Here is a 23,280-nt window from a genome sequence, read left to right as displayed (position 1 = left end):
AGCCTTTATACTAGCTGCCCTCTACATCCTATCCTTGAAAGACATTCGACAACATTTTGCTCGGGTCACCCTTCAATACAGCATATACCCACCGTTCAACGCGGGATGGATGCTTCGCGTCTTTCGGCCTCGCATGTTGAGGCCGCTTTGGCGAACGAAGCTTCGTCCGCGTTCGATGAAGGGCTGACTTCACGGCCGGAACTGATATATTATGCATCACTGCAATCTCTTCCATTGAGTATCGGAATACATCCTGCATCAAGAACATCTCCATATGGCGCTCAGGAACTTGGTCAGCTACATGCTCCACAAGCTCGCGTACTTCCACATAACGGTTTGAGTCCACGCCGCCAACCTCGATCTGCTCGCAAGGGATGATACGCCCCCGGTGCTTACGATACATGTCGACCCAGATATTTTGAGCCATTCGGTAGAGATAAGCCTTCGTAAATGGCACCGTGCCGCAGCATACCTTGTTACGATAGACGAACGCTTTTAACAATACTTCCTGGTACAGATCTTCTCCTTCCCAAGTCGATGCAGCAACGTATATACAATAAGAGCGCAGCTCATCGAGATACGGCGCCACTTCCTCCATGAAATCTCGGTTTCGCTTCACCTTGCTTCGATCCGCGTAATGGACTGACATTTCCATCATGTTAAGTACCTCCTTTTATCCCGTGTCCTAAGCTATTCTTCATGCCTTATGAATCAGAATGACTTGCATACGGTAGAGCAAATGTAAATTGCGTGCCTTCACCAAGCTCACTCTCCACCTGAATCGTCGTTCCATGACGTTCGATGATGGTCTTGACAATAGATAATCCGATTCCGGTTCCATTGCGCCGTGTTCGAGCTTGATCAGCTTTGTAGAATCGATCCCAAACCCGTTCCAGTTGTTCCTTCTCCATGCCAATCCCATAATCTTTCACGCTAATGACGGCCTGATCGCTCGCGATCAAATCCACGAGAATCGGCTTACCATCTGGGGAGAATTCAATGGCATTCTGGATCAAATTCGTAAGTACCTGCTTAATACGGTCTGGATCGCCATAAACTTCGATATCCTCTGCCTCTCCTTCCGAGACCAATCCCGATTTCGGATAGACGCGGAAAATCACTTGATGATTCACAAACTGCGGCTCCATACTCGCAAGCACTTTGCGAATCGTCTCCGTGACATTAAAGGGCCGAAACTGCATCTCTAGCTGCCCGTTATCGATCTTGCTCATATCGAGCAAATCATTCACCAATCGAATTAATCGCGTATTCAAATCTTTGACGATGCGCAAATAATGCTTCATTCGCTGTTCCGGCACGGTCCCATCCAGGATTGCCTCCATGTAACCATTCATTGATGTAAGCGGAGAACGCAAGTCGTGGGAGACATTCGCAATGAAATCTTTGCGCATCCGGTCTACCCCTTCTAGGTCATGCGCCATTTGCTGCACCGTGCTCGCCAGCTCACCTAGTTCGTCTTTGGACTTGAGCGGGATGAACGGCTTGAAATTTCCTCTGGCAATCGCCTGCGTCGCTTCGGTCAGCTGTTTCACCCGCCGCGTCAACTGACGTGACAAGATCAACGTGAAGATAAACGATACAATGAGGGTTACACATATCGCCATGAGCATTCGACTGTGAAATCTGGAGAAATCAGCCTGGAATGCCCGCGATATCACCACGACTGTCCATTTTGGCTTCCCATTGATCAGCACAGAGCCCGCCGTGATCATTTCCTTGCCGTCCTCTTTGTCGATGATATACTTGCTCTGTGTCATCTCTGTGTCTCGTATGACTTCTCGAATCAGATTAGGGTCCGGCTGCAGATCAGCCCGGTTCTCATTGGCAATGCGAAGAATGACCTTCCCTGTCTTCCGATCGAATAGATACAGGGAACGCATCTCCTTCGGAACAACCAAGGATAGTCCGGCATACAAGGCATTTTTACTCCAACCTTCGACATAGGCTTGTTCAATGTAGTTCGTAATATCTTTCAACTGACGTAGATCTTGATCTCGATGCGAATTTAATAAGTCGCCACGGAAGAACCAGTTAAACACCAAAGCTAGTGTCAACGTTGAGACGATCAGGAACCCGAGAATGGTTAGTAATATTTTGGTGAAAATACCAAACTTCCACTTCAGCTTCGGCACGCGTATCATGAGGTCACCTCGAACTTGTAACCGACGCCCCAAATGGTAACGATCCGCCACTCCTCGGTTTCACCCAATTTCTCCCGAAGCCGCTTAATGTGCACATCGACCGTGCGGAAATCGCCCGCATAGTCATGTCCCCATACCTGATAGAGCAATTGCTCACGCGTGAACACTTTATTGGGATGGGTCGCGAGTCGATGCAGCAATTCCATTTCTTTGGGCGGCAGCATAAATTCAGCATGGTTCAACACAAGCTTGTACTCGTCCATTCGAATGGTTAAGCCAGGATACTGAATAATCTCCTGCACTAGACCTGCCTGCGTTCTGCGAAGCACGGCCTTGAGGCGGGCAATCAGTTCCTTCGGATCGAAGGGCTTCACGATATAATCGTCCGCACCAAGCTCGAAGCCTTTGAGCTTATCGTAGCTCTCGCCCTTGCCTGTAATCATTAGAATCGGCACGTTGTTATAACGCCGAATTTCTCTGCACACCTCGAAGCCATCCATTTCTGGCAGCATGATATCTAGCAATACAATATCAGGCGGATTCGCGAGGAAGAGCTCAACCCCCTCACTCCCCGTCTCCGCCATATCGTAATCAAATTGATGTTTATCCAAATATAAGGAAAGCATATCGCGAATATATTCATCATCCTCAATCACAAGGACCTTTGGCTGCCTCACCCCTCGCACATCCCTTCCCAACGCCTTATGATCACGAAGAATACTCGAGAAGAGATTCCACATCGAATCTTGCATTCAACTTCGAAGTCCGATGCTCATTTAGGTTTTGCCTAAACTCCGCTTCTCCTACAAGTTTTTCGAAGAAAAACTCGCATCGTAAGCCTGGCTTCAGTTTCATACAACCTTCTCGGTGCTAATAAGTCGAATTTTGAACATTTCTATCCTTAATCGTACCTCAGAGCATCTACCGGTTTCAAATTTGCTGCTTTGTTCGCCGGGAATATGCCGAAGAAAACGCCGATAAAGACGGAGAATCCGAAAGAGATCAAGATGATGTTGAGGGAAGCCTGTACGGTAAGAGAGGTGATTTGGCTCACAAGAACACCTCCGCCAAGCCCGACCAGAATCCCGATCATGCCGCTAATTCCGCTGATCACGATCGACTCAATTAAGAATTGGAGAAGAATATCACGTTTCTTCGCGCCAACGGACTTGCGTATACCAATCTCACGCGTTCGTTCGGTCACGGAGACCAGCATAATGTTCATAATACCGATGCCGCCGACGATTAGGGAGATCCCCGCAATGCCTCCAAGTGCGATGGATAACGTATCCGTGATCGAGCTGACCGTCTTGAGCATCTCCTTCTGATCAGTCACCGTATAGCTATCATCGGTAGATCGAAAGATCTGGCTTAGCTTCTGCTCCGTACGTGCCTTAACAATTGACGTCAGATCTCCCGTTTGGGCCTGCATATAAATTGTACGAATTCCTTTGGAACGCAGTAATCGCTGCGCTGACGTCAGTGGGATCTTAATCGTATTGTTCGAAGTGCTCTTCTCTTCGAGCAGCCCAACAATCTTGAATCGCATGCCATTGAGCATCATATACGCACCGACGGGATTACTCGTACCAAATAAATCGGTTGCCGTCTCCGTTCCGATTAATGCCACTTTCTGGGAATAATCCACATCGATAGGCAAAATAAACCGGCCGCTCTGCACCTTCGTCGAACGCACTTCCTCATAATCAGCCGTAATTCCCTCAACCGAGACATTTACATTCTTATTCCCGTTCTTCGCCTGAACATTGCCGCTAACGGTTGGAGCAACGGCATTCACACCCTCAATATCTTGGAAAGACTGGGCTTGTTCAAAGGACACCGATGTCTGTACACCTCGACCACTTATTGAAACCGACAGCAGATTCGATCCAAGTCCTTGAACTTGAGCCGTCACGGCACTCGTCGCCCCTTGCCCAACAGACACGAGCAGAATAACGCAGGAGACGCCGATAATAATGCCGAGCATCGTAAGCAACGTCCTTGTTTTGTTCGAGAGTATACTCTTCCAGGCCATCTTAAATGCTTGGGACAGCTTCATGCCTGCATCACCTCCGTATGCGAGATTTGACCGTCCACGATATGAATCACCCGCTCCGCTTGCGCGGCAATTTGTGGATCATGCGTGATCAGAACGATGGTGTGTCCTTTGCGATGCAGCGTATGAATCATTTGCATCACTTCTAGACCTGTCTTCGTATCGAGCGCACCTGTCGGCTCATCGGCGAGCAGAATCGGCGGCTGACCTGCGAGCGCCCTTGCAATCGCAACCCGCTGTTGTTGACCGCCTGATAATTGCGATGGACGATGATGCATCCGTTCTTCCAGCCCAACTTCGCGCAGCGCATGCTGTGCTTGCTCCTTGCGCGCCTTGGCCGACATCCCGCGGTATACGAGCGGAAGCTCTACATTCTCCAGTGCCGATAGTGCCGAGAGCAAATGAAAACTTTGAAAAATAAACCCGATTTTCTGATTACGAATTTCAGCCAGTTGAGAATCTTTCATACGGCTCACTTCCTGACCGTCAATCCAATACGACCCACTCGTGGGGACATCGAGACAACCGATCATATTCATCAGTGTTGATTTCCCTGACCCGGACGGACCAACAATGGCCACGAATTCACCTTGAAGAATTTGTAGTGAAACACCTTGCAGTGTAGTCACCTCTTCACCGCCCATGGCATAACACTTGAATACATCTTCAAGCTTCAATAATGGCTTGCGCTGCGTTACTAGCGTGATTGCTGTGGAACTCATCGCGATCCGCCTCCGCTGCCGCTGCTGCTGCTTCGCTGTGTACTTCGCATTCCGCCACCGCCGTTGAAGCTGCCTTCCTGACGGAATACCTGGCCTCCGCCCATGCCGCCAAACCCGCCGAAACCGCCCTGCATTTGGACCGCCCCCGTCTTGGAGGCTGCTACCTCAGGTAGGAGTACGGACTCACCTTCTGTCAGTCCACTCACCACTTCAATATACGATTCATTATGAATGCCGACGGTAATCTCTTTCATATTCTGCATCATCGCAGCATTGCGCCCGCCTCGGCCGACGTTCGCGCTGCCGCTGCCTGGCTGGTTCCCCTCGGGTGGCGCGGACTTATTATTGCTGTTGTCCTTCGTCGCTGCAGGCTCTCCCTTTTGCGCTTGTGTTCCGCTGGATGCCAGCTGCACATACGACTTGCCACCGAATTGATGAACGGCTTCAATCGGCACGACCACTGCGTTTTCTTTCTTTTCTACTATAATATCGGCTTGCAGGGACATACCGACCTTGATCGCATCCGACTTATCGAGCCCAATGGAGACGTCGAAGCTCGCAACGCCGTTCTGTGCGGTTCCTTCCTGGGACACCGAAGTCACCTTCCCTTGCACCACTTGATCCGCTATCGCATCGAGCGTCATCTCCACGTCCTGTCCGGCCTTGACCTTGCCGATATCCAGCTCGTCGATCTGAACGACGGATTCCAGATGATCATAGTCCGTGATTTCTGCTAAGACGGAATTCGGCGATACTTGGTCAGAGACATGAATATCGCTGGTGACAACTGTGCCATCGATTGGAGCGACAACATCCGCCGTCTCCTTCTGCTTCGCTTGCAAATCCTTCAAGTCCAGCTGCGCAACCTCGATGTCCAGCTTCTTCTGCTCAATCTGCATCTTCATCGTATCGCGCTCTTCGTCAGAAGCCTGCATGAACTTCTGCTTCAGCGCATCGTAATCCATCTGCTTCTGCTCAATTTGCAGCTCAGATTTGCGAACCTGTGAGCTCATGTCATCTTGTTCGAACGTGACCAAAACCTGACCCTTCTTGACCTTTTGCCCTGTTTTGAAGGTGATGCTCTTGATTTTGCCCGAGTCGGAGGATTTCACGGTCGCTTGATTGACGGGCGATACGGTTCCCGTACCGGACACTTTCACGACGAGGTCTGTCCTCGAGGCTTTTGCCGACATCTGAACGACCGGCTCCGTTTTTTGGCCCTTCGCATACAAGTTATATCCGAAAATAAGCCCTCCAAGGATCACCACCGAAATGACAACGATCCCAATCTTCTTCTTCATCTTTCATACCCCTCTCGCCTATTCTCCCATCAGTCTAGCAAGAAAATATGAACAACCTATGAACACCCGCAACCACTTCCTGCTTGACGGATATAGGGGGAGAAGATAGACTGAGTACGGCAATCTACATTTGAATTTATTTGGAGGACTATGTACGTGATCAAACCTCGGTCCATTTATTTATATATCGCATTATTCATCGGTGTTGCAGCCTTGTCCACTTCCGCCATTTTCGTGAAGCTCTCAGCTGCTCCTGCGCCTATCGTCGCCTTTTACCGCATGTTATTCTCCACGATTTTAATTCTTCCGTGGCTCATCTTCAATAAACACAGCCTACCGGAATTACGGTCCATGAAACGTCGAGAGCTCTATACGATGATTCTATCGGGCGTGCTGCTCGGCGTTCATTTCGTGCTCTGGTTCGAATCGCTTCGATATACGAGTGTCGCCAGCTCGACGGTGCTTGTGACGCTGCAGCCTATTTTCGCATTTGCAGGGAGCTACTTCTTATTCGGTGAACGTCTGCGCAAAATGGCGATTCTCGGTGGCGTTCTTTCGATTGTGGGGAGTTTCGTTATCGGAATTGGGGATTTCCGCATTGGTGGAATTGCACTACTCGGTGATGTGCTAGCGCTGCTTGGCGCGGCAGTCATTACGATTTATTTTCTCATCGGCAAATCAGTTCGTCAGGTGTACTCCCTGCCGGTCTATACGTTCATCGTCTATCTCAGCAGCAGTGTATTCCTCGCGCTCTATTGTGCCGTCCTTGATGCACCATTCATCGGTTACGCAGATCAAGACTGGCTCTTATTCCTTGGGCTTGCGGTTGTTCCTACGCTATTCGGTCAGACCGTGATGAACGGACTCATTCGCTGGATGAGCGCATCAACTATCTCGATGAGTATTCTCGGCGAGCCTGTAGGAACTTGCATTCTAGCCTATCTGATCTTAGGCGACCAACTGACGATGGAACAATGGATTGGATCCTGTGTCATTCTGATTGGGATTCTCGTCTATACCCTAAGCACACGAACCAAAGAAACGAAGGTCTCTCCCGAGATCTCCAGTCATACCGCATAAAGTACAACGCCATGGTCACCTTCCACAGGTCACCCTCATATAGTAATTTCGCTCCAGGATCGAGCAGGAGCCTGCTTATGATCTTCGATCTGTTCGATCTGGGCATGAGGTGTCTGTCTCAACGTCAAAAAAACCGGCTCCCGTACACACGGGAAAACCGGTTATCACCATCACATTCCATTTAAATTCTATCTTTCGGATTATTCTGCGCTTCTTGCTTCACATTCTTCGCCACCACTTCACTTGCAAATTCCGCCTGATTCGCGAATTTATTGCCCTTATTCTTCTTAAACTTCTCAGCCATCCCTCTCACCTCCCATCTATGTGCTTCATGTACATGATGAGCCCCAATTTTCTTATGGTATCCTGCGGGACATACATTTTATTCTACAGGGACGCATATACCTAGAAACATTCCTGACTTTCCGGAAAAAATTTACAGAGCGAGAACGAATTTCCATCCAGAAGGAGATGAGCGAAGATGTGCGGAATTACAGGTTGGATCAACTGGCAAAAGGACCTTACACAAGATTCGACCATTCTAGAAAATATGACAGAGACCTTGTCGGAACGCGGTCCTGACGCATCAGGCACTTGGATCTCAGGGTCTTGCGCCCTTGGACATCGGCGCTTAAGTGTCATCGATCCAGAGAACGGGTCACAACCGATGATTCGAACGGCTGGCGATGACCGATATGCCCTTGTCTATAATGGTGAATTATACAATACACTGGAGCTGCGCAAAGAATTGGAATCACGAGGACATACGTTCCAGACGTCATGCGATACCGAAGTCCTGCTCGTCTCTTATATCGAATGGGGGCCTGCTTGTCTGGACCGATTCAACGGCATTTTTGCGTTTGCCATATGGAATGAACGGGAACAGCATCTTTTCATGGCTCGGGATCGCCTTGGCGTGAAGCCGCTGTTCTATGCGGAAGTGAACGGGATGTTCCTCTTCGGTTCCGAGCCGAAGGCCATTCTGGCGCATCCAGCGATTGAACCCGTCGTTCGTGCCGAAGGACTTGCTGAGATTTTTATCGTAGGTCCTGCAAGAACACCGGGTCATGGCGTATACAGTCAACTCTCCGAACTCCGTCCAGGTCACTGCCTCGTCTATGATCATAATGGATCTCATATTTCTGTCTATTGGAAGCTTGAAGCCATCCCTCATGAAGATGATGTCGATGCAACCGCTGCGAAGGTTCGGGAATTACTGCAGGATACACTCGAGAGACAGCTCGTCTCCGATGTTCCGATCGGCACCTTGCTGTCAGGTGGTCTAGATTCGAGTGCACTTACAGCATTGGCCGTTCTCTACAATCATCGAATGGGTAAAAGCACGCTGGATACATTTTCGGTGGACTACGTCGATAATGATAAATATTTTACCGCAAATACATTTCAACCTAACGCGGATAGCCCATGGATTAAAAGGATGAGCGAACACCTCGGCACCAAACATCATTGGATTCAATTCGATACCCCTGAAGTGGTGGACGCGCTGCTCCAAGCAATGAAAGCCAGAGATTTACCAGGCATGGCCGATGTGGATGCATCGCTATATTTATTCTGCCAAGAAATTAAGAAAGAAATAACGGTGGCTGTCTCTGGCGAGGCGGCGGATGAAATTTTCGGTGGTTATCCATGGTTCCATCGAGAAGAAGCCTTGAACGCAGGGACGTTCCCTTGGTCACTCGCTTCGAGCTGGCGTGCGGATCTACTCTCCCCTGAAATCCATGATTGGATTGAACCGCTCCCGTACATTGGCGATCGATACAGTCAAGCCGTTGCTGAAGTTCCACATCTAGCCGGAGAGACGGAGCAACAGCGTAAAATGCGTACGATGTCCTACTTGAATATTACCCGCTTCATGCCGACCTTGCTCGACCGTAAAGATCGCATGAGCATGGGGGTCGGACTCGAGGTTCGCGTCCCGTTCTGTGACCACCGACTCGTCCAGTATGTCTGGAATATTCCGTGGGAAATTAAAGCCGCTGGCGACAGAGAGAAAGGAATTCTTCGCAAAGCGCTGCATGGCATTGTCCCCGATGATGTCATTACACGCAAGAAAAGCCCTTATCCCAAAACGCATAATCCGAACTATCTCACAGCGGTCAAACGCTGGTTCTTAGAGATTGTAGACGATCCGTCCTCCCCGCTGCTCCCGCTCATTAATGTGAAGAAGCTGCGCGAGCTGGCTGCTTCAGATGAGGCAAAGTCAAACATCCCATGGTTCGGTCAGCTCATGAGTGGTCCGCAATTATTTGCTTATCTCATTCAAGTCGACGCTTGGCTGCGTCAATATAAAGTGAGCATTCGATAGAAAATGAAGACGCCTGCGGGAACTCCTTCGCAGGCGTCTATTTCATAGTAAAATTAGTTCAAAGTCCTCGGTTCTTAGCGGCTGTTGTCTCCTTCGCTCTTAACACCAGTTCAACGACCGGCTGCGTGTCTGACGCTGGCATATTTGAGAGCTGATCCGTTTTCAACACAACGACTTCCGCATGCGTGGTTCCTTTCATTAAGAAAATTAATGGAAAACAAGCCCCTGCATATATCGTCGTTACAACTACAGTAGACACCAATATTCTTCTAAATATCCCTTTCACCATAAATCCTCCCAAAACATTAAATGATCATTAAAATCCCCATCGTGATGGAATTCGTCACTAATTCGTTTTTTCCACTCTTTTAAAACTATTCCAAAACTCAAAATGGCACAATAGCTTCGACAAAGGTTCCTAGAATAAGCTACTATGGTCGAATTTTGTGTCTGAACTGTGGCAAATGGATCGATACGAAACTTTTTATATCACTGTTTCGTCAAATACCAACAGGCTTTTTGAGTACATACATAAGAAAATGAGCAGCATTGCACTTACATCATGATGACGGAAAATCTTGCGGACATGAAATCCCCCCGTGATCTGAATCAGTCCGGGGGGATTTCATGTTGTTGCAGGAATGGAAAGGAAGAATTTACGTGAGTCGAGCCCGTACGAAGAATTCAATACATAACTATCTAAAGTTATCTGACAAGCATCGTCAGACTATATATCAATTAAAAGCAGTGAACCTTCTGCTCCGCATGAATATCGATCGAGAGGTCGTCATTTATGTCTAACACACCCCTTGGAACGAAACGTTATTTTACAGGACTGGATGGATTACGAGCCCTTGCCGTTATCGCCGTTATTGCTTATCACTTGGATATTCCATGGGTCCCAGGGGGATTCCTCGGTGTGGACATGTTCTTCGTCCTCTCCGGTTACCTTGTTACCGACTTATTGCTCACACAGCGGTCGTCTGAAGGTCTTCATCTAGGCCGCTTCTGGTACCGTCGATTTCGTCGATTAGTCCCCGCGTTAGCCGTGATGATAGTTACGGTTGTTGCCTGGATTACCATCACAGACCACGACTTACTACGAACGCTTCGCGGAGATGTGTTCGCCACAACCGTGTACGGGAATAATTGGTGGCTTATATTCCATGAAGTATCGTATTTCGATCGATTTGGCGTTCCGAATCCGTTCGTCCATCTCTGGTCGCTCGCGGTTGAAGGGCAATTCTATATCGTGTGGCCACTGCTCTTAGCCATCGGCTTACGATATACACCCAAACGCATTCATTGCGTAAGTATCACCCTTCTGCTCATCGCCTTATCTGCGATTGCAATGGCATGGATGTATGAACCTGGGAATGACCCCAGCCGCGTATACTATGGAACAGATACGAGGGCATTCGGTCTTCTCATTGGCGCTGCACTCGCCATGCTCCTGCCAAGCAAGAAATGGTCACAAATCAAGACATCTTCTAGCCGAAAATTGCTGAACCTCCTAGGTGGAGGGGCTTTGATCATTCTGTTCTATCAGATCAGTGTGATGAATGAATTCGAGGATTATATCTATGAGGGCGGACTCGTGGCTGTGGCCCTCACAACAGCTATCCTGATCGCTGCGCTGCTAAGACCCGATACGCTATTGAGCAAACTATTCAGCTGGACACCATTGCGGTGGATCGGCGTTCGAGCTTACGGCATTTATCTGTGGCATTTTCCGATCATCGAATTAACGAAACCCGCCGTGGACACCGATGGATTCAATGTGCTGCTGGCTATCATGCAAGTTATCGTCAGTGTCTTCCTAGCTGCACTCTCTTACCGCTACATCGAAGAACCAATTCGTCGTGGAGCCATTACAGCAAAATGGAAGCAAATACAGTCGCGGAGCTGGAAATGGAGCCGGATCTCCAGATCCCAGTGGATTGTATCCGCAAGCTCCTGCTTGGTTGGAATTATATTCTTTGTTGGCATGTTCAGCGGAACGACGATTGCAACTTCAGGGACAGTCATTCCAGATTCACATTTCAATGCCTCAGAGAGTAACCCTAAAGATCTACTCGGACCATTGCCGCCGAATCCATCGCTCGGTCCTGTTGATACGCCACACGAAGAGAGAACCGAAGAACAGTCTGATCGTACTTCGACGAAAGGTACAGAAACGATACAACAACATCCATCCACTCCTAAGAAGAAGGATACCTCCACGAAAGATGCAGCCTCCAAGTCGTGGAGCGATGTAACGGCCATCGGTGATTCGGTTATGTTGGATGGCAAACCTTATCTGGAAGAACTACTTCCTGGCATCTCTGTGGATGCAGAGATCGGACGCCAAATGTCCAAAGCTGTAAATGTATTAGGGCAACTCGCTCAAAATAATCAACTTGACAATAAGGTTGTGATCGGCCTCGGCACGAACGGGAACTTCAACAAAAAACAACTGATAACGTTTCTTCATTCGCTTGACGGTGTGGATCATATCTTCCTTGTGAATACGAGGGTGCCACGCAAATGGGAGCGTCTCGTCAATACGGCACTCGAGGACGTTTCAAGTACCATGCCGAACGTCACGCTCATTGATTGGTACTCCGCTAGTGGACACCATGATAGTTATTTTAGCGAGGATGGCGTACATCTCACGATACAAGGTTCCAAGGCTTATGCCGCACTTATAGCAAATGCGATAAAACGTACATAGCACTCATCCCTACGAACTTTTAGACCAGCTAATTGCACTGTCCTACGGACTTTGACAATTTAGCTGGTTTTTCTATGCCTCCTGGCCTCTTTGGCGTATAATAGGAACTTTTGTCGAATGACGGCAAGGGGCAGGATTTCCATGGATTTAGCGCGTAATTACTAGGAATTAAGATTTTGTAGGTTGAGGTGTTGAAGGATGGAAACGATGGTCATTCGGAATAGAGAAGATTTGTCGCAGTACGAGACGCAGTGGAAGGAATTAATTGAACATCTGGAGCAGCCGGAAATTTTCGCGACATGGGAATGGATGAGCGCGTATCTTCATCATATGCTTCATCCCACTGCACAATTATTTGTTGTGGTCGTCACCGATCAGGATCGCTGGGTTGCGCTTGCTCCTCTATGTATCGTGCCACAAAAGCTGAAGTGGCGCTCGGTACGATCGCTGCAATGCATCGTCTCCGGTACTGGCGAGAACAACAGCTTCTATCTACACCGCGAATACCACTACATTAAGTTGCTCAAGCATATTGCCAAAGCCTTCACAACCCATCAGGAGGAGTGGGATTGGATTGACCTATACAGCTTCCAATCGCGCAATCCGGTAACCGCCTTGGTGGAACAGACCCTAGGGGAGCAGTTCGAAGTGTTGACTCGGCCATTGTCCGTCTCCCCCTACATGAAAATCCAACCCTATGCCGAAATGAAAATAGATAAGAACCAGATCAAAGAGATTGAACGCAAGGAACGCAAATTATCCCGCGAGCACACCGTCCGCATCGTATGCAATGCCTCCTATTCTGATGCGCTGTGGGACAGATTGTCTGTCCTCCATCAGCAGCGATGGCCGGATAGTTTATTTCAAAATCCCAATGAGACTGCTTTCCTGAGAGATATCATCTCGCACCTTGAACAGAGCAACCGCGTGCAATTCTCCTACATGGAGATTAGCGGCAGCATCGTTTCCATCGCAATCTCTGTCAAGCATGCGCACAAAGTATACCTGTACCTGTCAGCCACGTCCAAAGACTATCCCAAATATGGTATTGGGCTCATCCTTTCCAACCATGTCATCAAGCATTTTCTTGAGCAAGATGTGAACGAGATCGATTTTCTACCCGGCGATCAGGACTATAAATTCTATTGGTCCGACACGATCAATATGAATTACCACATCCGTATCTTCAATCATCTCGATCGGAAAAAGACCAAGCTGCTGCGTACCTACACGCTATATCAAATCAACAAGCGCCGCATCAAATCGATCCTGCTCAACCGTTAATTTGCATTAAAAAAGCTAACCTCCGGTCCAAGACGCCGTGAAGTTAGCTTTTTTGTTGATCTTATGTGCTATTTCTCAATCTTCTTAAGTAATTGCTCTAATGCTCTGCCACGATGACTAATGGATTGTTTCTCATCCACCGTGAGCTCTCCCATCGTCTTCTCGAACGCTGGCAGGAAGAATAGTGGGTCATATCCAAATCCGCCAAGACCACGCGGTTCTGCAATAATCCAGCCCTCAACCTGACCAGATGCCTCCACATGCTCTTGGGTGTCTGGATCGAAGAGAACCAACGTACAGACGAACTGCGCAGGACTAAGCAGTGATTGCTCCGTATCCTCACCCTCTGTCAATTCGCCAAGGGCATGCAGCAGCTTATCGTTATTCGCTTGATCGGTCGCTCCTTCGCCCGCATAACGTGCAGAATAGACACCCGGGTCTCCGTTAAGCTTATCAACACATAGACCCGAATCATCCGCTAAAACCGGAACGCCAAGAGCGAGAGCAACGGTCTTCGCTTTCTTATAGGAGTTCGCGAAGAACGTTTCTCCGTCTTCAACAACATCCGGGATATCCGGGTAATCGTACATGCTCTTCACCTGTTTGCCGATGGCAGCAAAAGCATGAGCGAATTCCTTCACTTTCCCTTTATTCCTTGTTGCAACGATAATCGTATCTTGAGCAATGCGAGTCATGGTGTTCGTTACCCCCGTACCGCTGCAGCGACAGCTTCAATCTTCGCGGAAATAACGGGACCTAGTGCCGATTTCTGTATCTCGATGAGCTCCAGAATGCCGATTTCACCAAGCTCCAGCAGTTGATTCAGCTCTTGACGAGAGAACGGTGCTTCCTCACCCGTACCTTGCAGCTCAACAAATTTGCCGTTTCCTGTCATGACGACGTTCATATCGACTTTCGCTTTGGAATCTTCCTCATAGTTCAAATCGAGCAGCGCTTCATTCTGAATCACCCCAACACTAACGGATGCGAGGAAATCTGTAATCGGGAATCTGGCTAATTTATGCTGCTCCGCAATCCGATTGATCGCAATCGCCATCGCGACGAATGAACCTGTAATCGAAGTCGTTCTCGTACCGCCATCGGCCTGAATAACATCACAATCGAGTGTAATCGTACGTTCGCCAAGTGCATGAAGATCTACGACAGAGCGTAATGCGCGGCCGATCAGACGCTGGATTTCCATCGTACGTCCTGTTAGCTTGCCTCTTGCAGATTCGCGTTGGTTACGTGTTTGGGTTGCACGTGGCAGCATGGAATACTCCGCCGTAATCCAACCTTTGCCTTGCCCCTTCATAAAAGGAGGAACCTTCTCATCGACGGTCGCCGTGCAGATCACCTTCGTATCTCCAAATTCTATAAGGACAGAGCCCTCAGCATATTTATTCGCATTTGTTGTAATGGAAACCGTCCGAAGCTGATCCTGTTTTCGTCCGTTTATTCTCATGTAGCAACCTCCTCTATTTTGAACCTTACCTGTATTCGTTATGAACATAACTTTCTTATTCTACCAAAGACCCTGCGGAAAAGCACCTTTTACAGCCGGAAAAGTAAAGACAAAAAGCGGGGGATTCGCATCCCCCTTTGTTTACAGGCTATATCATTCGATTTATGCTTTCATTCCATTCACACCAGTTGGACGTGTTACAGGCTTGCCATAATTCTGATTGTCATCACCTACGACATTGGTCTCACCGTTGATTTTAATTTGAACTTTTTTCGCCGCCGTATTCTCGGTAAGGGTTAAAATTACGGCTTGCAGCATTTCCGCAGGCGTCTTCTGATTCGCTTCGAACATCGAGTCCGTCAGGTCGACGGTAATCGTCGTGCCATCCTTCGTCCGCTCGATTTGTTTGACCTTCGTCTCTGGCGTCATGACGGGTTCAAGCGCATCCGAGTTGAGCGGACCAACGATAAGTTGCTCCAGCGAAGCAGCCGCGATATCCGCCGACGGCTCAATCAGGCGCGTAACCGGAACATAGTATTGCACATTATCCGGTGATACCGCGGAGAAGTAGACCGTTACTGGCATCGAGTTCATATACGTTACATTCCCATTATCTGTTATCTCCAGATTGATCCCCATCTCACGCGTCATCGGCTCATCCATCGGCAATCCATCAACAGGCATCTCGTTCAACGTTTGCCCTTCAAGCTTCAATTGGACCTTTTGAATGCTCGGATCATTGGTTACAGCCCATGTGACCGCTTCAACAATTTTACGTTCATCCGTCACATTATAATCTGCGAATTGCTGGGAGAACTCCACCGTCGCAATTTTTTTCTCAGTATCACGTGTAATATTCTTCACGACCGTACCTTTAGGCAGTACAGCTTGGAAGCCGACGGGCAGCAACTTCTTATCTTTATTGTCTTCAACCATCATTTCAAGCGCCCGCTTCACTGCATCCTCACCCTTCTTCACCTGTACATCCAGTGTGATCGGAGCGAGCATGCCGCTGCTGTCCTTCAAGAATACCGTTAGTCCATTTTTGATTTGCGGTTTCGTAGTTGTTGGCTTGACGACGTTTAAGGTGTCCGTTTCATTCATCATGTGCATTTCGACGTCAGCGGGGGGGGCATCAATCTTCTCGTTGGCTTCTTTGGAAAATAGGCCGCAGCCCGACAGTGTTAAGGGTACAACAATAAGTCCCCCAAGAGCCAAATTGCGAAGCCATTTGTGGATAAGCATCTACGATTTCCTCCTTAAAACGGTTTAATCTTACTTGTACTACTATGTATACGAGCCTCCCTCGTGCGATATAACTACTTTTTGTCCAAATCTATTCGCATGAATGTATATTTTTTCATACGGATGAAAATAACGGTTCGCGTATACTATAAGTGCGTGTTCAAAAAGTCGGTATTTCAGCACCGAGAAGGTTGCGGGAACCTAAAGAAGGAGGAACGGAGTTTAGGCGAAACCTAAATGAGTACCGGATTTCGAAGGTGAACGCAAGATTCGATGTCGATTATGCTTCTTGAATGACTTCGTGATCAAATGATGACTTTTTGAACAACCTCTATAAAGAGGAATCCAAAAACAACATCGGGGTGTGTATTACATATGGAAGACTCCACAGCGCCTTATAGTCTCGACAGCACCAAGGTCGCAGAAGCAACAAGGAGATTACTAACAGAGCGCGGGGTAACCGTCGAACAAATCGGTGAACTCGTGCTGTTCCTGCAACAGAAATATTTCCCTACTTTAACGATGGAGGCGTGTATCGAGAACATTAACATGGTGCTGTCCAAACGCGAGGTTCAGAATGCTGTCCTCACTGGCATTCAGCTCGACCTGCTCGCCGAAGAAGGCAAACTACTCTCTCCACTTCAAGAAATGGTGCGCAACGATGAAAGCCTCTATGGGGTCGATGAAATTCTAGCCTTCTCAATCGTCAATGTATATGGAAGCATTGGCTTTACGAATTACGGTTACGTGGACAAGCTCAAGCCAGGGATCTTAGAGAAGCTCAACGATAAACATGATGGTCAGATCCATACCTTCTTAGATGATATTGTTGGCGCGATCGCCGCTGCTGCGAGCAGCCGAATTGCCCACAGACAGCAGGCTGAGAAAGAAATTGCGGAAGGCAAAATCAGACCTAATCCACAAACTTCGGAATAGGGGTAGCCAAACATCGCACGGTATGTTATTATGAATTCACAGGTTATTTAGAATTATTCTAATTTAGTAATAAATTTAAAAGAGGAGAGATTACACATGACACAAAATAATAATCAAGTCGTCGAGGTCCTTAACAAACAACTAGCGAACTGGAACGTTCTCTTCGTGAAATTGCACAACTACCACTGGTATGTCAAAGGGGATCAATTCTTCACTTTGCATGAGAAATTCGAAGAGTACTACAACGAAGCAGCAACGTATGTCGATGATATTGCTGAACGTATCCTCACTCTTCAAGGCGCTCCAATTGCAACAATGCGTGAGTACCTTGAGACTTCCAGCGTGAAAGAAGCAACGGGCAAAGAAAATGCCAAAGAAATGGTTGCCTCTATCAAGAACGACTTCGAAGTTGTCATCGCTGAATTGCAGCATGGTATGGAAGTAGCTCAAGCGGCAGAAGACGAAGCGAGCTCCGACATGCTCCTCGGTATCAAAGGAACACTAGAGAAACATGCTTGGATGCTAAGAGCATTCTTGGCCTAAAAGCATGATTAACGCCTAGCGTTGTCCCCCGAGAGGGCGCCGCTAGGCGTTTTCTGTATAGTAATGGATGAAGGCGGCATGCGATATTACACCTCACCTGCTCTCGCACCTATCCACTCCTACTCCAACGCCTCTATCTTGGAGTTTTGCATTGTAGGAAGTCATAATAGCTACGATAGAACTTCTATGATGGATTCTCGCAGTAATTTTAGACATGATGCAAGGTTTGAGAACGGTTTGACCCCGCTATATTGCTGCAATCCAGTATAGCTCCTAATAGAAGCGTATTTGACGTATCTACAGTGCACAGATACAACATAGGCATACATGATCAAGAGCGATCCCGAAATGTCGGGCTGAGCTCTTTTTTGTCTTGGCTGGTCACCACGTTTCCTGTAACTTTAATCCAGTCACTATGTCTCTATGGTGACAGGTCTGAGGATTTTGAAATTCATTAGCACGTGGATGTGGCTTTTTACCTTCCTGTGGTGTCTAATGAATTGTAAGTTCAAGAGGAGGTTCTTCAGGTGTCACGAGCTCAAGACAAATCGCAAAACCCTGTTCTTCCGGAGGAGCAGGAGCACATCCAGCAATTTGAAGCCATCTATGATCAATATCGCGAGAGAATTCGCAATTATATCGCAGTGAAGACAAATTCGGCGGTAGCCGACGACTTGACGCAACAAGCCTTCTTGAAAGCAATGGAGAACTTCCATTTATTCAAAGGCAACGCCAGTCTGTTCACTTGGATATTCAAAATTGCCCAGAATATTGTGAAAAACGAGTATCGTACGAGATCTCGTAATAAAGAAATCGCGCACGAAGTTATCGACTTTGAGTCCCAATCGATTTCCCTCGATATGGCTAAGGATGTCGACATCCGCATTGATATTAGTGCTGCATTAGCCAAATTAAATGAATTAGACCAACAGATCATATCTTTACGATTTTTCGTCGACTGTACCTTATTGGAAATATCCAAAATTATCGGGATGCGCGAAAGTGCGGTCAAGAACAGGCTCTACCGTGCCTTAGAGAAACTAAAAAAAGAATTAAAAGAATGGGGTGACATTACAATCATGTCTATTCAAGAACTGATATCGATTGTGAATAAAAGCGAGGCGTCCAGCAAGAATGATGCGATGAAAAAGGTATACCAAGATTTATTCGATGAACTTAAAGGCCAAGTGGAGCGGATTACAACAACCTATCGACATCAACCCTCTCAGAAAATCGTGATCGAAATCTATCCGGATCTGCCTACTTTCCATCAAGCTGTAGGCGAAACGGATGCACCAAATTGGTTCATGGGCACCTACGACCATAACATATTAAAGATCGTGTCACCGTTGAACCCAGGACCTGAGCATACGTATCAATCGATTCTGAAATCCACCGTTCATTTATTTACGATGTGGTTGATCAGCGACATCAATCCGCTCGCGCCCAAATGGTTGCGTCAAGGCATTGGCGGTTATGAAGCGAAGCAAATGACGCCCGAATATATTAAGAACACGACTTATGATGCGATTAACAACCACGCAGTCCCTACACTCCAAGCATTAAACGACGATTCATGGGATTTCGGAACGATGGGAGGATTTCAATTCTCCTATCTATTGGTGGAATACATTCTTCAGGAATACGGCATCGATGCACTTAACAAGCTGATTCGCAATCCTACGGACTTCCCAGGTGTATTTCAGTGCACAGAATCCGAATTCCATCAGCAATGGGTCGGCATTTTATAAGGTAAACGTTAGAAAACAAAAACCCACCGTCGGGGATCCCCGGGTGGGTTTTCAAGTATGCACTAAGCTTTCTTATACACGATACATCCTTCGGTATTCTCCTCGGCACGCACAAGTCCGCGCCGCTCCAGCTCAATCAAATGGGCAAGTGTCTCCGACATCGCAAACCGCAGCTGATGAACGGTCAATTTTGCGTTAAACACTGCATTGCAGCATTCGTAGGCCGTCTTCGGCTCCGTTAGTAATTCCACAAACTTTACTAACCGTTCCTCATGATGCGTGAGCAGATCCACGATACGTTCCTGGTAATGACGGAATGGATGCCGGTGCCCTGGATAAGCGATCTCAACATCATAGGCTTGCAGCATTTTCAGACTCTCCATGAATGATTGCAACGGCTGTGGGTCACTGCCCGGTATGTAACTGATATTTGGCGAAATTTGTGGTAGGATCTGATCTCCACAGAGCATCTCCTGTGAAGCCTCATGATAGAAGCAAGCATGCCCTGACGCATGTCCATTCGTCACAATCACTTGCCACTCGCGATCACCTAGTCGAATGTTCGATTGTTCTAGGTATGTAACCTCTGGCTGAGGAGAAACATAAGCGATGAAGCTGTCAAAATGCTCCTTGATCTCAGCACGGATAGAAGCATCCATCCCGTGATGTGAGAGCAATCGATCCATCGCGGCGGTGGCCTCCTGATCCTTCCCCCACATCATCTGTGCATGCGCATGAGCTATCTCTGTCATATAGACCGGCGCACCCGTCTGCACCTGGAACCACCCGGCCAGACCATAATGATCCGGATGATGATGGGTCAGTACAATTTGCTCAATATCTTGCATTGTGATGTTTAATTCCGACATTGCAGCACGCCAAGCTTCGAGCGCATCCACTGTATGCTGTCCCGGGTCGATTAACGTATATCCTTGAGAACCTCGCACCAGATAGCTATTAACCCATTTGAGTGCATTCGGCAGCGGGATTTGAATTTGAATCAGATCTTCTCCCCACTCTGATGTCACAACCTGATTTGCCATTTCCGATCTCTCCTATCCACGGCCAACGAAGATCATTCTTGCTGATGTATCTTCCTCATAGACGCTCTCATCATAATTGCCGTATATCTGTTCAATATGTAAACCGGCTTCCGACAGCATTGATCGAAATGCATCCAGATGATACAGCTTCACACGCTCATGATATCGGCGAACGCATTCCTGCGCATCCGTAATAACAATTTCTTTTTTCACATAACCCGCTTCAATCTTACGGTATTGATCAATGTGCAGCCTGTCTTCTTTGTGTTCTGTATAAGGGACAAGATTTCGCTTAACATAAGACGGATTGAGAAAATCGATAATGAAAGGCGCTCCCGGCGCCAGCATCCGTTTAATTTCGTGAAGTACCCTGCCGTTCTCTTCATCAGAATCGAAATATCCAAAAGAAGTAAATAAATTCACCACCGCATCATATCCACCATCTAAAGGAATCGATCTCATGTCTGAACGCACCCAACGCACACGTTGTTCGATATCTTGCGCCTCTGCTTCACTTAAGAGGACATCCGACAAATCGACGCCCGTCACATCGTATCCAGAGTCTGAAAGCACGTTCGAATGCCTTCCCATCCCACAGCAGAGATCGAGCACCTTGGCCCCAGCAGGCAGATGAAGCCAACTGATCATTTGCTGCACTTCCTCGTAAGCCCCATAACGATCTCGATGCTTATAGACGATTAAGTAGTCCTCGCCAAAACTTTGTTCAAACCACTCACTCATACCAACAATTCCCTTCTGCGCACACAATCCTCTTATAAAAAAATTTATTTATTCCGCATGATTCAATCGAGCCAGATACGTAGTGAATTGTACCATTTCCTCTTCCGTCCAGCTCTCGAAAATTTCTTCGAAGCGTTGTACACGCGCGGTTTTAGCAAGCATAAACTCGTCCATTCCCGCAGAAGTAATCTGAATCAGACTAGCTCGTCCATCCTTCGGATCCGGGAGCCGCTCTACATAACCTTTCGCCTCAATAGAGGCAATCTGCCGACTGATCGTCGAGCCGTCGAGTCGAAGCTCCTCTGCAATCGCCTTGATCCCCATCGGACTTTTATTCTTCAATAAGTAGAGCAGCAGATAGGCCGCCCGGTCTAATTTCCCAAGACGCATCTCCGACTGTACCGATAATGCTCTACGAATCAACATCGCTAATTCGAAATCCATCGTATCCATCAGCTTCTGTTCCATCATTCATCACCTGCTTCTTAAACTCTCTTTCGCTTAATGTAACAAAATTCGGCAGTTCCTTCAAACCATATTGACAGTTCATTAAATAGATGTATAATACATATATATTAATGTACTATACATGTAGATGTAAAATAATCCAATTATGACGATTAGTTTCTTGCCTAATTGGTCATTGTATAGGTACAACGAATAATTATGGGGGCTTGATGTATGATTTCATCCAATTCACAGTATCAGGAAATTGAAAAGCGCGCAGGGATGTTGAACCAGCCTATCGCCGTATGGGCCATTGTCTTTGCCAGCATCATTTCTTTCATGGGATTGGGTCTTGTCGACCCGATTCTACCTGCGATTGCCAAGCAATTGCATGCAACGCCAAGTCAAGTGTCCCTCTTGTTCACCAGCTATAACCTCGTGACAGGGATCGCCATGCTCATTACCGGCTTCGTCTCTTCAAGGCTCGGAACGAAATGGACACTAATTACCGGGATCTTCATGATTATCGTCTTCGCAGCGCTCGCGGGCAGCTCTAATGCCATTAGCAGCATCGTATGGTTCCGCGGCGGATGGGGACTTGGCAACGCCTTGTTCATTGCAACGGCATTATCTGCGATTGTCGGATTGTCCAGATCCGGAACAGCCAAAGCCATTATTCTCTATGAAGCTGCATTAGGTCTTGGGATCTCAGTCGGTCCACTCCTTGGTGGAGAGCTCGGTTCCATCTCCTGGCGTGGTCCTTTCTTCGGGGTTAGCGGACTGATGGCCATCGCGTTAATCTTCATTCTATTCATGATGCCGAATGTCGCAAAACCGAAAAAAGCGATTCCGTTGTCTGCTCCACTCAAAGCTCTTACGTACCCAGGGCTGCTCACGCTCGGCGTAACAGCATTCCTCTACAATTTCGGGATGTTCACGTTGATGGCTTATGCACCTTTTGTTATGGAGCTTGATGAACATGGACTTGGATATGTTTTCTTCGGATGGGGACTATTGCTCGCCATTACTTCCGTATTCGTAGCACCGAAATTCCAGCGCTGGCTTGGTACGATCAAGTCGATCAGCATCGTGTTAACCTTGTTCGCTCTCACGCTTATTGTGATGGGTATTGGGGCTGATACGCCGAAGGTTGTTATTGTCGCTGTTATCGTATCCGGGATTTTCCTGGGTATTAACAATACATTGATCACCACAGCGGTCATGGAAGCTGCACCGATTGAACGCTCAATTACCTCTGCCGCTTACAGCTTTGTACGGTTCTTAGGTGGTGCTGCGGCTCCGTTCCTAGCCGGTAAATTAGCAGAATGGTTCAACAGCCGAATTCCTTTCTATTTTGGCGGCGCGATGGTTCTGATCGCGGTCTTCTTCCTAATCGCAAGACGCAGACATCTCGCTGGCATCGACGACGCAGTAACTCATCATTAATCGAATGTAGTTACCTGCA

Annotated in this window: 22 protein-coding genes; 8 read left to right on the top strand and 14 right to left on the bottom strand. The window is 47.7% G+C overall.

Features of this window, described 5'->3' with window-relative positions:
* Nucleotides 1–28 precede the first annotated feature (28 nt).
* The 6 genes from C558_RS0114400 to C558_RS0114375 all read right to left on the bottom strand — a co-directional run bounded on the left by C558_RS0114400 (nucleotide 29) and on the right by C558_RS0114375 (nucleotide 6,241).
* Complete coding sequence (locus C558_RS0114400; RefSeq protein WP_018756987.1) at nucleotides 29–658, bottom strand: RNA polymerase sigma factor; 630 nt, start codon at nucleotides 656–658, stop codon at nucleotides 29–31.
* 46 nt (nucleotides 659–704) lie between these two features.
* Nucleotides 705–2,213, bottom strand: a complete 1,509-nt coding sequence (locus C558_RS0114395) for a sensor histidine kinase (RefSeq protein ID WP_156826121.1) — start codon at nucleotides 2,211–2,213, stop codon at nucleotides 705–707.
* A complete protein-coding gene (locus tag C558_RS0114390; RefSeq protein WP_018756985.1) occupies nucleotides 2,159–2,902 on the bottom strand; it encodes a response regulator transcription factor in 744 nt (247 codons plus the stop codon). The genes C558_RS0114395 and C558_RS0114390 overlap by 55 nt, the downstream gene beginning before the upstream one ends.
* 161 nt (nucleotides 2,903–3,063) lie before the next feature.
* On the bottom strand, nucleotides 3,064–4,221 hold the full coding sequence (locus C558_RS0114385; protein ID WP_018756984.1) for an ABC transporter permease: 1,158 nt from the start codon (nucleotides 4,219–4,221) through the stop codon (nucleotides 3,064–3,066).
* A complete protein-coding gene (locus tag C558_RS0114380; protein ID WP_018756983.1) occupies nucleotides 4,218–4,940 on the bottom strand; it encodes an ABC transporter ATP-binding protein in 723 nt (240 codons plus the stop codon). The genes C558_RS0114385 and C558_RS0114380 overlap by 4 nt, the downstream gene beginning before the upstream one ends.
* A complete protein-coding gene (locus C558_RS0114375; RefSeq protein WP_018756982.1) occupies nucleotides 4,937–6,241 on the bottom strand; it encodes an efflux RND transporter periplasmic adaptor subunit in 1,305 nt (434 codons plus the stop codon). Before C558_RS0114375 ends, C558_RS0114380 begins: the two co-directional genes overlap by 4 nt.
* Before the next feature lie 156 nt (nucleotides 6,242–6,397).
* Between C558_RS0114375 and C558_RS0114370 the strand changes: the two genes are divergently transcribed.
* Complete coding sequence (locus tag C558_RS0114370) at nucleotides 6,398–7,321, top strand: DMT family transporter (RefSeq protein ID WP_018756981.1); 924 nt, start codon at nucleotides 6,398–6,400, stop codon at nucleotides 7,319–7,321.
* A gap of 181 nt (nucleotides 7,322–7,502) precedes the next feature.
* Here C558_RS0114370 and C558_RS34965 read toward each other — a convergent pair whose 3' ends face one another.
* Entirely contained in the window at nucleotides 7,503–7,625 is a 123-nt protein-coding gene (locus tag C558_RS34965; protein ID WP_018756980.1) for a hypothetical protein, read from the bottom strand.
* A 177-nt stretch (nucleotides 7,626–7,802) separates the two neighbouring features.
* Between C558_RS34965 and asnB the strand changes: the two genes are divergently transcribed.
* Nucleotides 7,803–9,647 (top strand): asparagine synthase (glutamine-hydrolyzing), encoded by a 1,845-nt coding sequence (gene asnB, locus C558_RS0114360; protein WP_018756979.1) that lies wholly within the window; start codon nucleotides 7,803–7,805, stop codon nucleotides 9,645–9,647.
* A 58-nt stretch (nucleotides 9,648–9,705) separates the two neighbouring features.
* Here the strand turns inward: asnB and C558_RS0114355 are convergent, their stop codons facing one another.
* Nucleotides 9,706–9,906, bottom strand: coding sequence for a hypothetical protein (locus C558_RS0114355; RefSeq protein ID WP_156826120.1), 201 nt, complete (start codon nucleotides 9,904–9,906; stop codon nucleotides 9,706–9,708).
* A gap of 534 nt (nucleotides 9,907–10,440) precedes the next feature.
* Between C558_RS0114355 and C558_RS0114345 the strand changes: the two genes are divergently transcribed.
* Nucleotides 10,441–12,360, top strand: a complete 1,920-nt coding sequence (locus C558_RS0114345; protein ID WP_018756976.1) for an acyltransferase family protein — start codon at nucleotides 10,441–10,443, stop codon at nucleotides 12,358–12,360.
* Nucleotides 12,361–12,558: 198 nt separating this feature from the next.
* Nucleotides 12,559–13,644, top strand: coding sequence for a GNAT family N-acetyltransferase (locus C558_RS0114340; protein WP_018756975.1), 1,086 nt, complete (start codon nucleotides 12,559–12,561; stop codon nucleotides 13,642–13,644).
* Nucleotides 13,645–13,712: 68 nt separating this feature from the next.
* Here the strand turns inward: C558_RS0114340 and C558_RS0114335 are convergent, their stop codons facing one another.
* The 3 genes from C558_RS0114335 to C558_RS0114325 all read right to left on the bottom strand — a co-directional run bounded on the left by C558_RS0114335 (nucleotide 13,713) and on the right by C558_RS0114325 (nucleotide 16,354).
* Nucleotides 13,713–14,339: an XTP/dITP diphosphatase gene (locus tag C558_RS0114335; protein ID WP_018756974.1), complete on the bottom strand. Its 627-nt coding sequence runs from the start codon at nucleotides 14,337–14,339 to the stop codon at nucleotides 13,713–13,715.
* A gap of 8 nt (nucleotides 14,340–14,347) precedes the next feature.
* Nucleotides 14,348–15,109: a ribonuclease PH gene (gene rph / locus C558_RS0114330; protein ID WP_018756973.1), complete on the bottom strand. Its 762-nt coding sequence runs from the start codon at nucleotides 15,107–15,109 to the stop codon at nucleotides 14,348–14,350.
* 162 nt (nucleotides 15,110–15,271) lie between these two features.
* Nucleotides 15,272–16,354 carry a GerMN domain-containing protein gene (locus C558_RS0114325; RefSeq protein ID WP_018756972.1) on the bottom strand — a complete coding sequence of 361 codons (1,083 nt, stop codon included), beginning with the start codon at nucleotides 16,352–16,354 and terminating at the stop codon, nucleotides 15,272–15,274.
* A gap of 375 nt (nucleotides 16,355–16,729) precedes the next feature.
* Here C558_RS0114325 and C558_RS0114320 point away from each other — a divergent pair, with 375 nt between their 5' ends.
* From C558_RS0114320 to C558_RS0114310, 3 genes are all read left to right on the top strand, one after another.
* On the top strand, nucleotides 16,730–17,290 hold the full coding sequence (locus C558_RS0114320; protein WP_018756971.1) for a phosphatidylglycerophosphatase A family protein: 561 nt from the start codon (nucleotides 16,730–16,732) through the stop codon (nucleotides 17,288–17,290).
* Between the two features lie 96 nt (nucleotides 17,291–17,386).
* Nucleotides 17,387–17,833: a Dps family protein gene (locus C558_RS0114315; RefSeq protein ID WP_018756970.1), complete on the top strand. Its 447-nt coding sequence runs from the start codon at nucleotides 17,387–17,389 to the stop codon at nucleotides 17,831–17,833.
* A 527-nt stretch (nucleotides 17,834–18,360) separates the two neighbouring features.
* Nucleotides 18,361–19,584, top strand: a complete 1,224-nt coding sequence (locus C558_RS0114310) for an RNA polymerase sigma factor (RefSeq protein WP_018756969.1) — start codon at nucleotides 18,361–18,363, stop codon at nucleotides 19,582–19,584.
* A 62-nt stretch (nucleotides 19,585–19,646) separates the two neighbouring features.
* Here C558_RS0114310 and C558_RS0114305 read toward each other — a convergent pair whose 3' ends face one another.
* Genes C558_RS0114305 through C558_RS0114295 form a run of 3 tightly spaced genes read right to left on the bottom strand, consistent with a single transcriptional unit; the run spans nucleotide 19,647 to nucleotide 21,839 of the window.
* A complete protein-coding gene (locus tag C558_RS0114305; protein WP_018756968.1) occupies nucleotides 19,647–20,627 on the bottom strand; it encodes an MBL fold metallo-hydrolase in 981 nt (326 codons plus the stop codon).
* A 12-nt stretch (nucleotides 20,628–20,639) separates the two neighbouring features.
* Entirely contained in the window at nucleotides 20,640–21,368 is a 729-nt protein-coding gene (locus C558_RS0114300; RefSeq protein WP_018756967.1) for a class I SAM-dependent methyltransferase, read from the bottom strand.
* A gap of 48 nt (nucleotides 21,369–21,416) precedes the next feature.
* The gene (locus tag C558_RS0114295) at nucleotides 21,417–21,839 is read right to left on the bottom strand and encodes a MarR family winged helix-turn-helix transcriptional regulator (protein WP_083927186.1); all 423 of its coding nucleotides are present in this window, start codon (nucleotides 21,837–21,839) and stop codon (nucleotides 21,417–21,419) included.
* A 210-nt stretch (nucleotides 21,840–22,049) separates the two neighbouring features.
* Between C558_RS0114295 and C558_RS0114290 the strand changes: the two genes are divergently transcribed.
* Nucleotides 22,050–23,261: an MFS transporter gene (locus C558_RS0114290; RefSeq protein ID WP_018756965.1), complete on the top strand. Its 1,212-nt coding sequence runs from the start codon at nucleotides 22,050–22,052 to the stop codon at nucleotides 23,259–23,261.
* Nucleotides 23,262–23,280 lie beyond the last annotated feature (19 nt).

This window comes from Paenibacillus terrigena DSM 21567, assembly GCF_000374845.1.
Classification (GTDB): domain Bacteria; phylum Bacillota; class Bacilli; order Paenibacillales; family Paenibacillaceae; genus Paenibacillus_K; species Paenibacillus_K terrigena.
This window is presented reverse-complemented; position numbering and strand designations above follow the sequence as displayed.

Bases quoted from the DNA above. Each gene is read 5' to 3' on its own strand.
- C558_RS0114385 (WP_018756984.1), bottom strand. From the start codon at position 4,221: ATGAAGCTGTCCCAAGCATTTAAGATGGCCTGGAAGAGTATACTCTCG.
- C558_RS0114345 (WP_018756976.1), top strand. From the start codon at position 10,441: ATGTCTAACACACCCCTTGGAACGAAACGTTATTTTACAGGACTGGAT.
- C558_RS0114295 (WP_083927186.1), bottom strand. From the start codon at position 21,839: ATGATGGAACAGAAGCTGATGGATACGATGGATTTCGAATTAGCGATG.
- asnB (WP_018756979.1), top strand. From the start codon at position 7,803: ATGTGCGGAATTACAGGTTGGATCAACTGGCAAAAGGACCTTACACAA.
- C558_RS34965 (WP_018756980.1), bottom strand. From the start codon at position 7,625: ATGGCTGAGAAGTTTAAGAAGAATAAGGGCAATAAATTCGCGAATCAG.
- C558_RS0114390 (WP_018756985.1), bottom strand. From the start codon at position 2,902: ATGTGGAATCTCTTCTCGAGTATTCTTCGTGATCATAAGGCGTTGGGA.
- rph (WP_018756973.1), bottom strand. From the start codon at position 15,109: ATGAGAATAAACGGACGAAAACAGGATCAGCTTCGGACGGTTTCCATT.
- C558_RS0114400 (WP_018756987.1), bottom strand. From the start codon at position 658: ATGATGGAAATGTCAGTCCATTACGCGGATCGAAGCAAGGTGAAGCGA.
- C558_RS0114340 (WP_018756975.1), top strand. From the start codon at position 12,559: ATGGAAACGATGGTCATTCGGAATAGAGAAGATTTGTCGCAGTACGAG.
- C558_RS0114290 (WP_018756965.1), top strand. From the start codon at position 22,050: ATGATTTCATCCAATTCACAGTATCAGGAAATTGAAAAGCGCGCAGGG.
- C558_RS0114380 (WP_018756983.1), bottom strand. From the start codon at position 4,940: ATGAGTTCCACAGCAATCACGCTAGTAACGCAGCGCAAGCCATTATTG.
- C558_RS0114315 (WP_018756970.1), top strand. From the start codon at position 17,387: ATGACACAAAATAATAATCAAGTCGTCGAGGTCCTTAACAAACAACTA.
- C558_RS0114320 (WP_018756971.1), top strand. From the start codon at position 16,730: ATGGAAGACTCCACAGCGCCTTATAGTCTCGACAGCACCAAGGTCGCA.
- C558_RS0114305 (WP_018756968.1), bottom strand. From the start codon at position 20,627: ATGGCAAATCAGGTTGTGACATCAGAGTGGGGAGAAGATCTGATTCAA.
- C558_RS0114300 (WP_018756967.1), bottom strand. From the start codon at position 21,368: ATGAGTGAGTGGTTTGAACAAAGTTTTGGCGAGGACTACTTAATCGTC.
- C558_RS0114335 (WP_018756974.1), bottom strand. From the start codon at position 14,339: ATGACTCGCATTGCTCAAGATACGATTATCGTTGCAACAAGGAATAAA.
- C558_RS0114375 (WP_018756982.1), bottom strand. From the start codon at position 6,241: ATGAAGAAGAAGATTGGGATCGTTGTCATTTCGGTGGTGATCCTTGGA.
- C558_RS0114325 (WP_018756972.1), bottom strand. From the start codon at position 16,354: ATGCTTATCCACAAATGGCTTCGCAATTTGGCTCTTGGGGGACTTATT.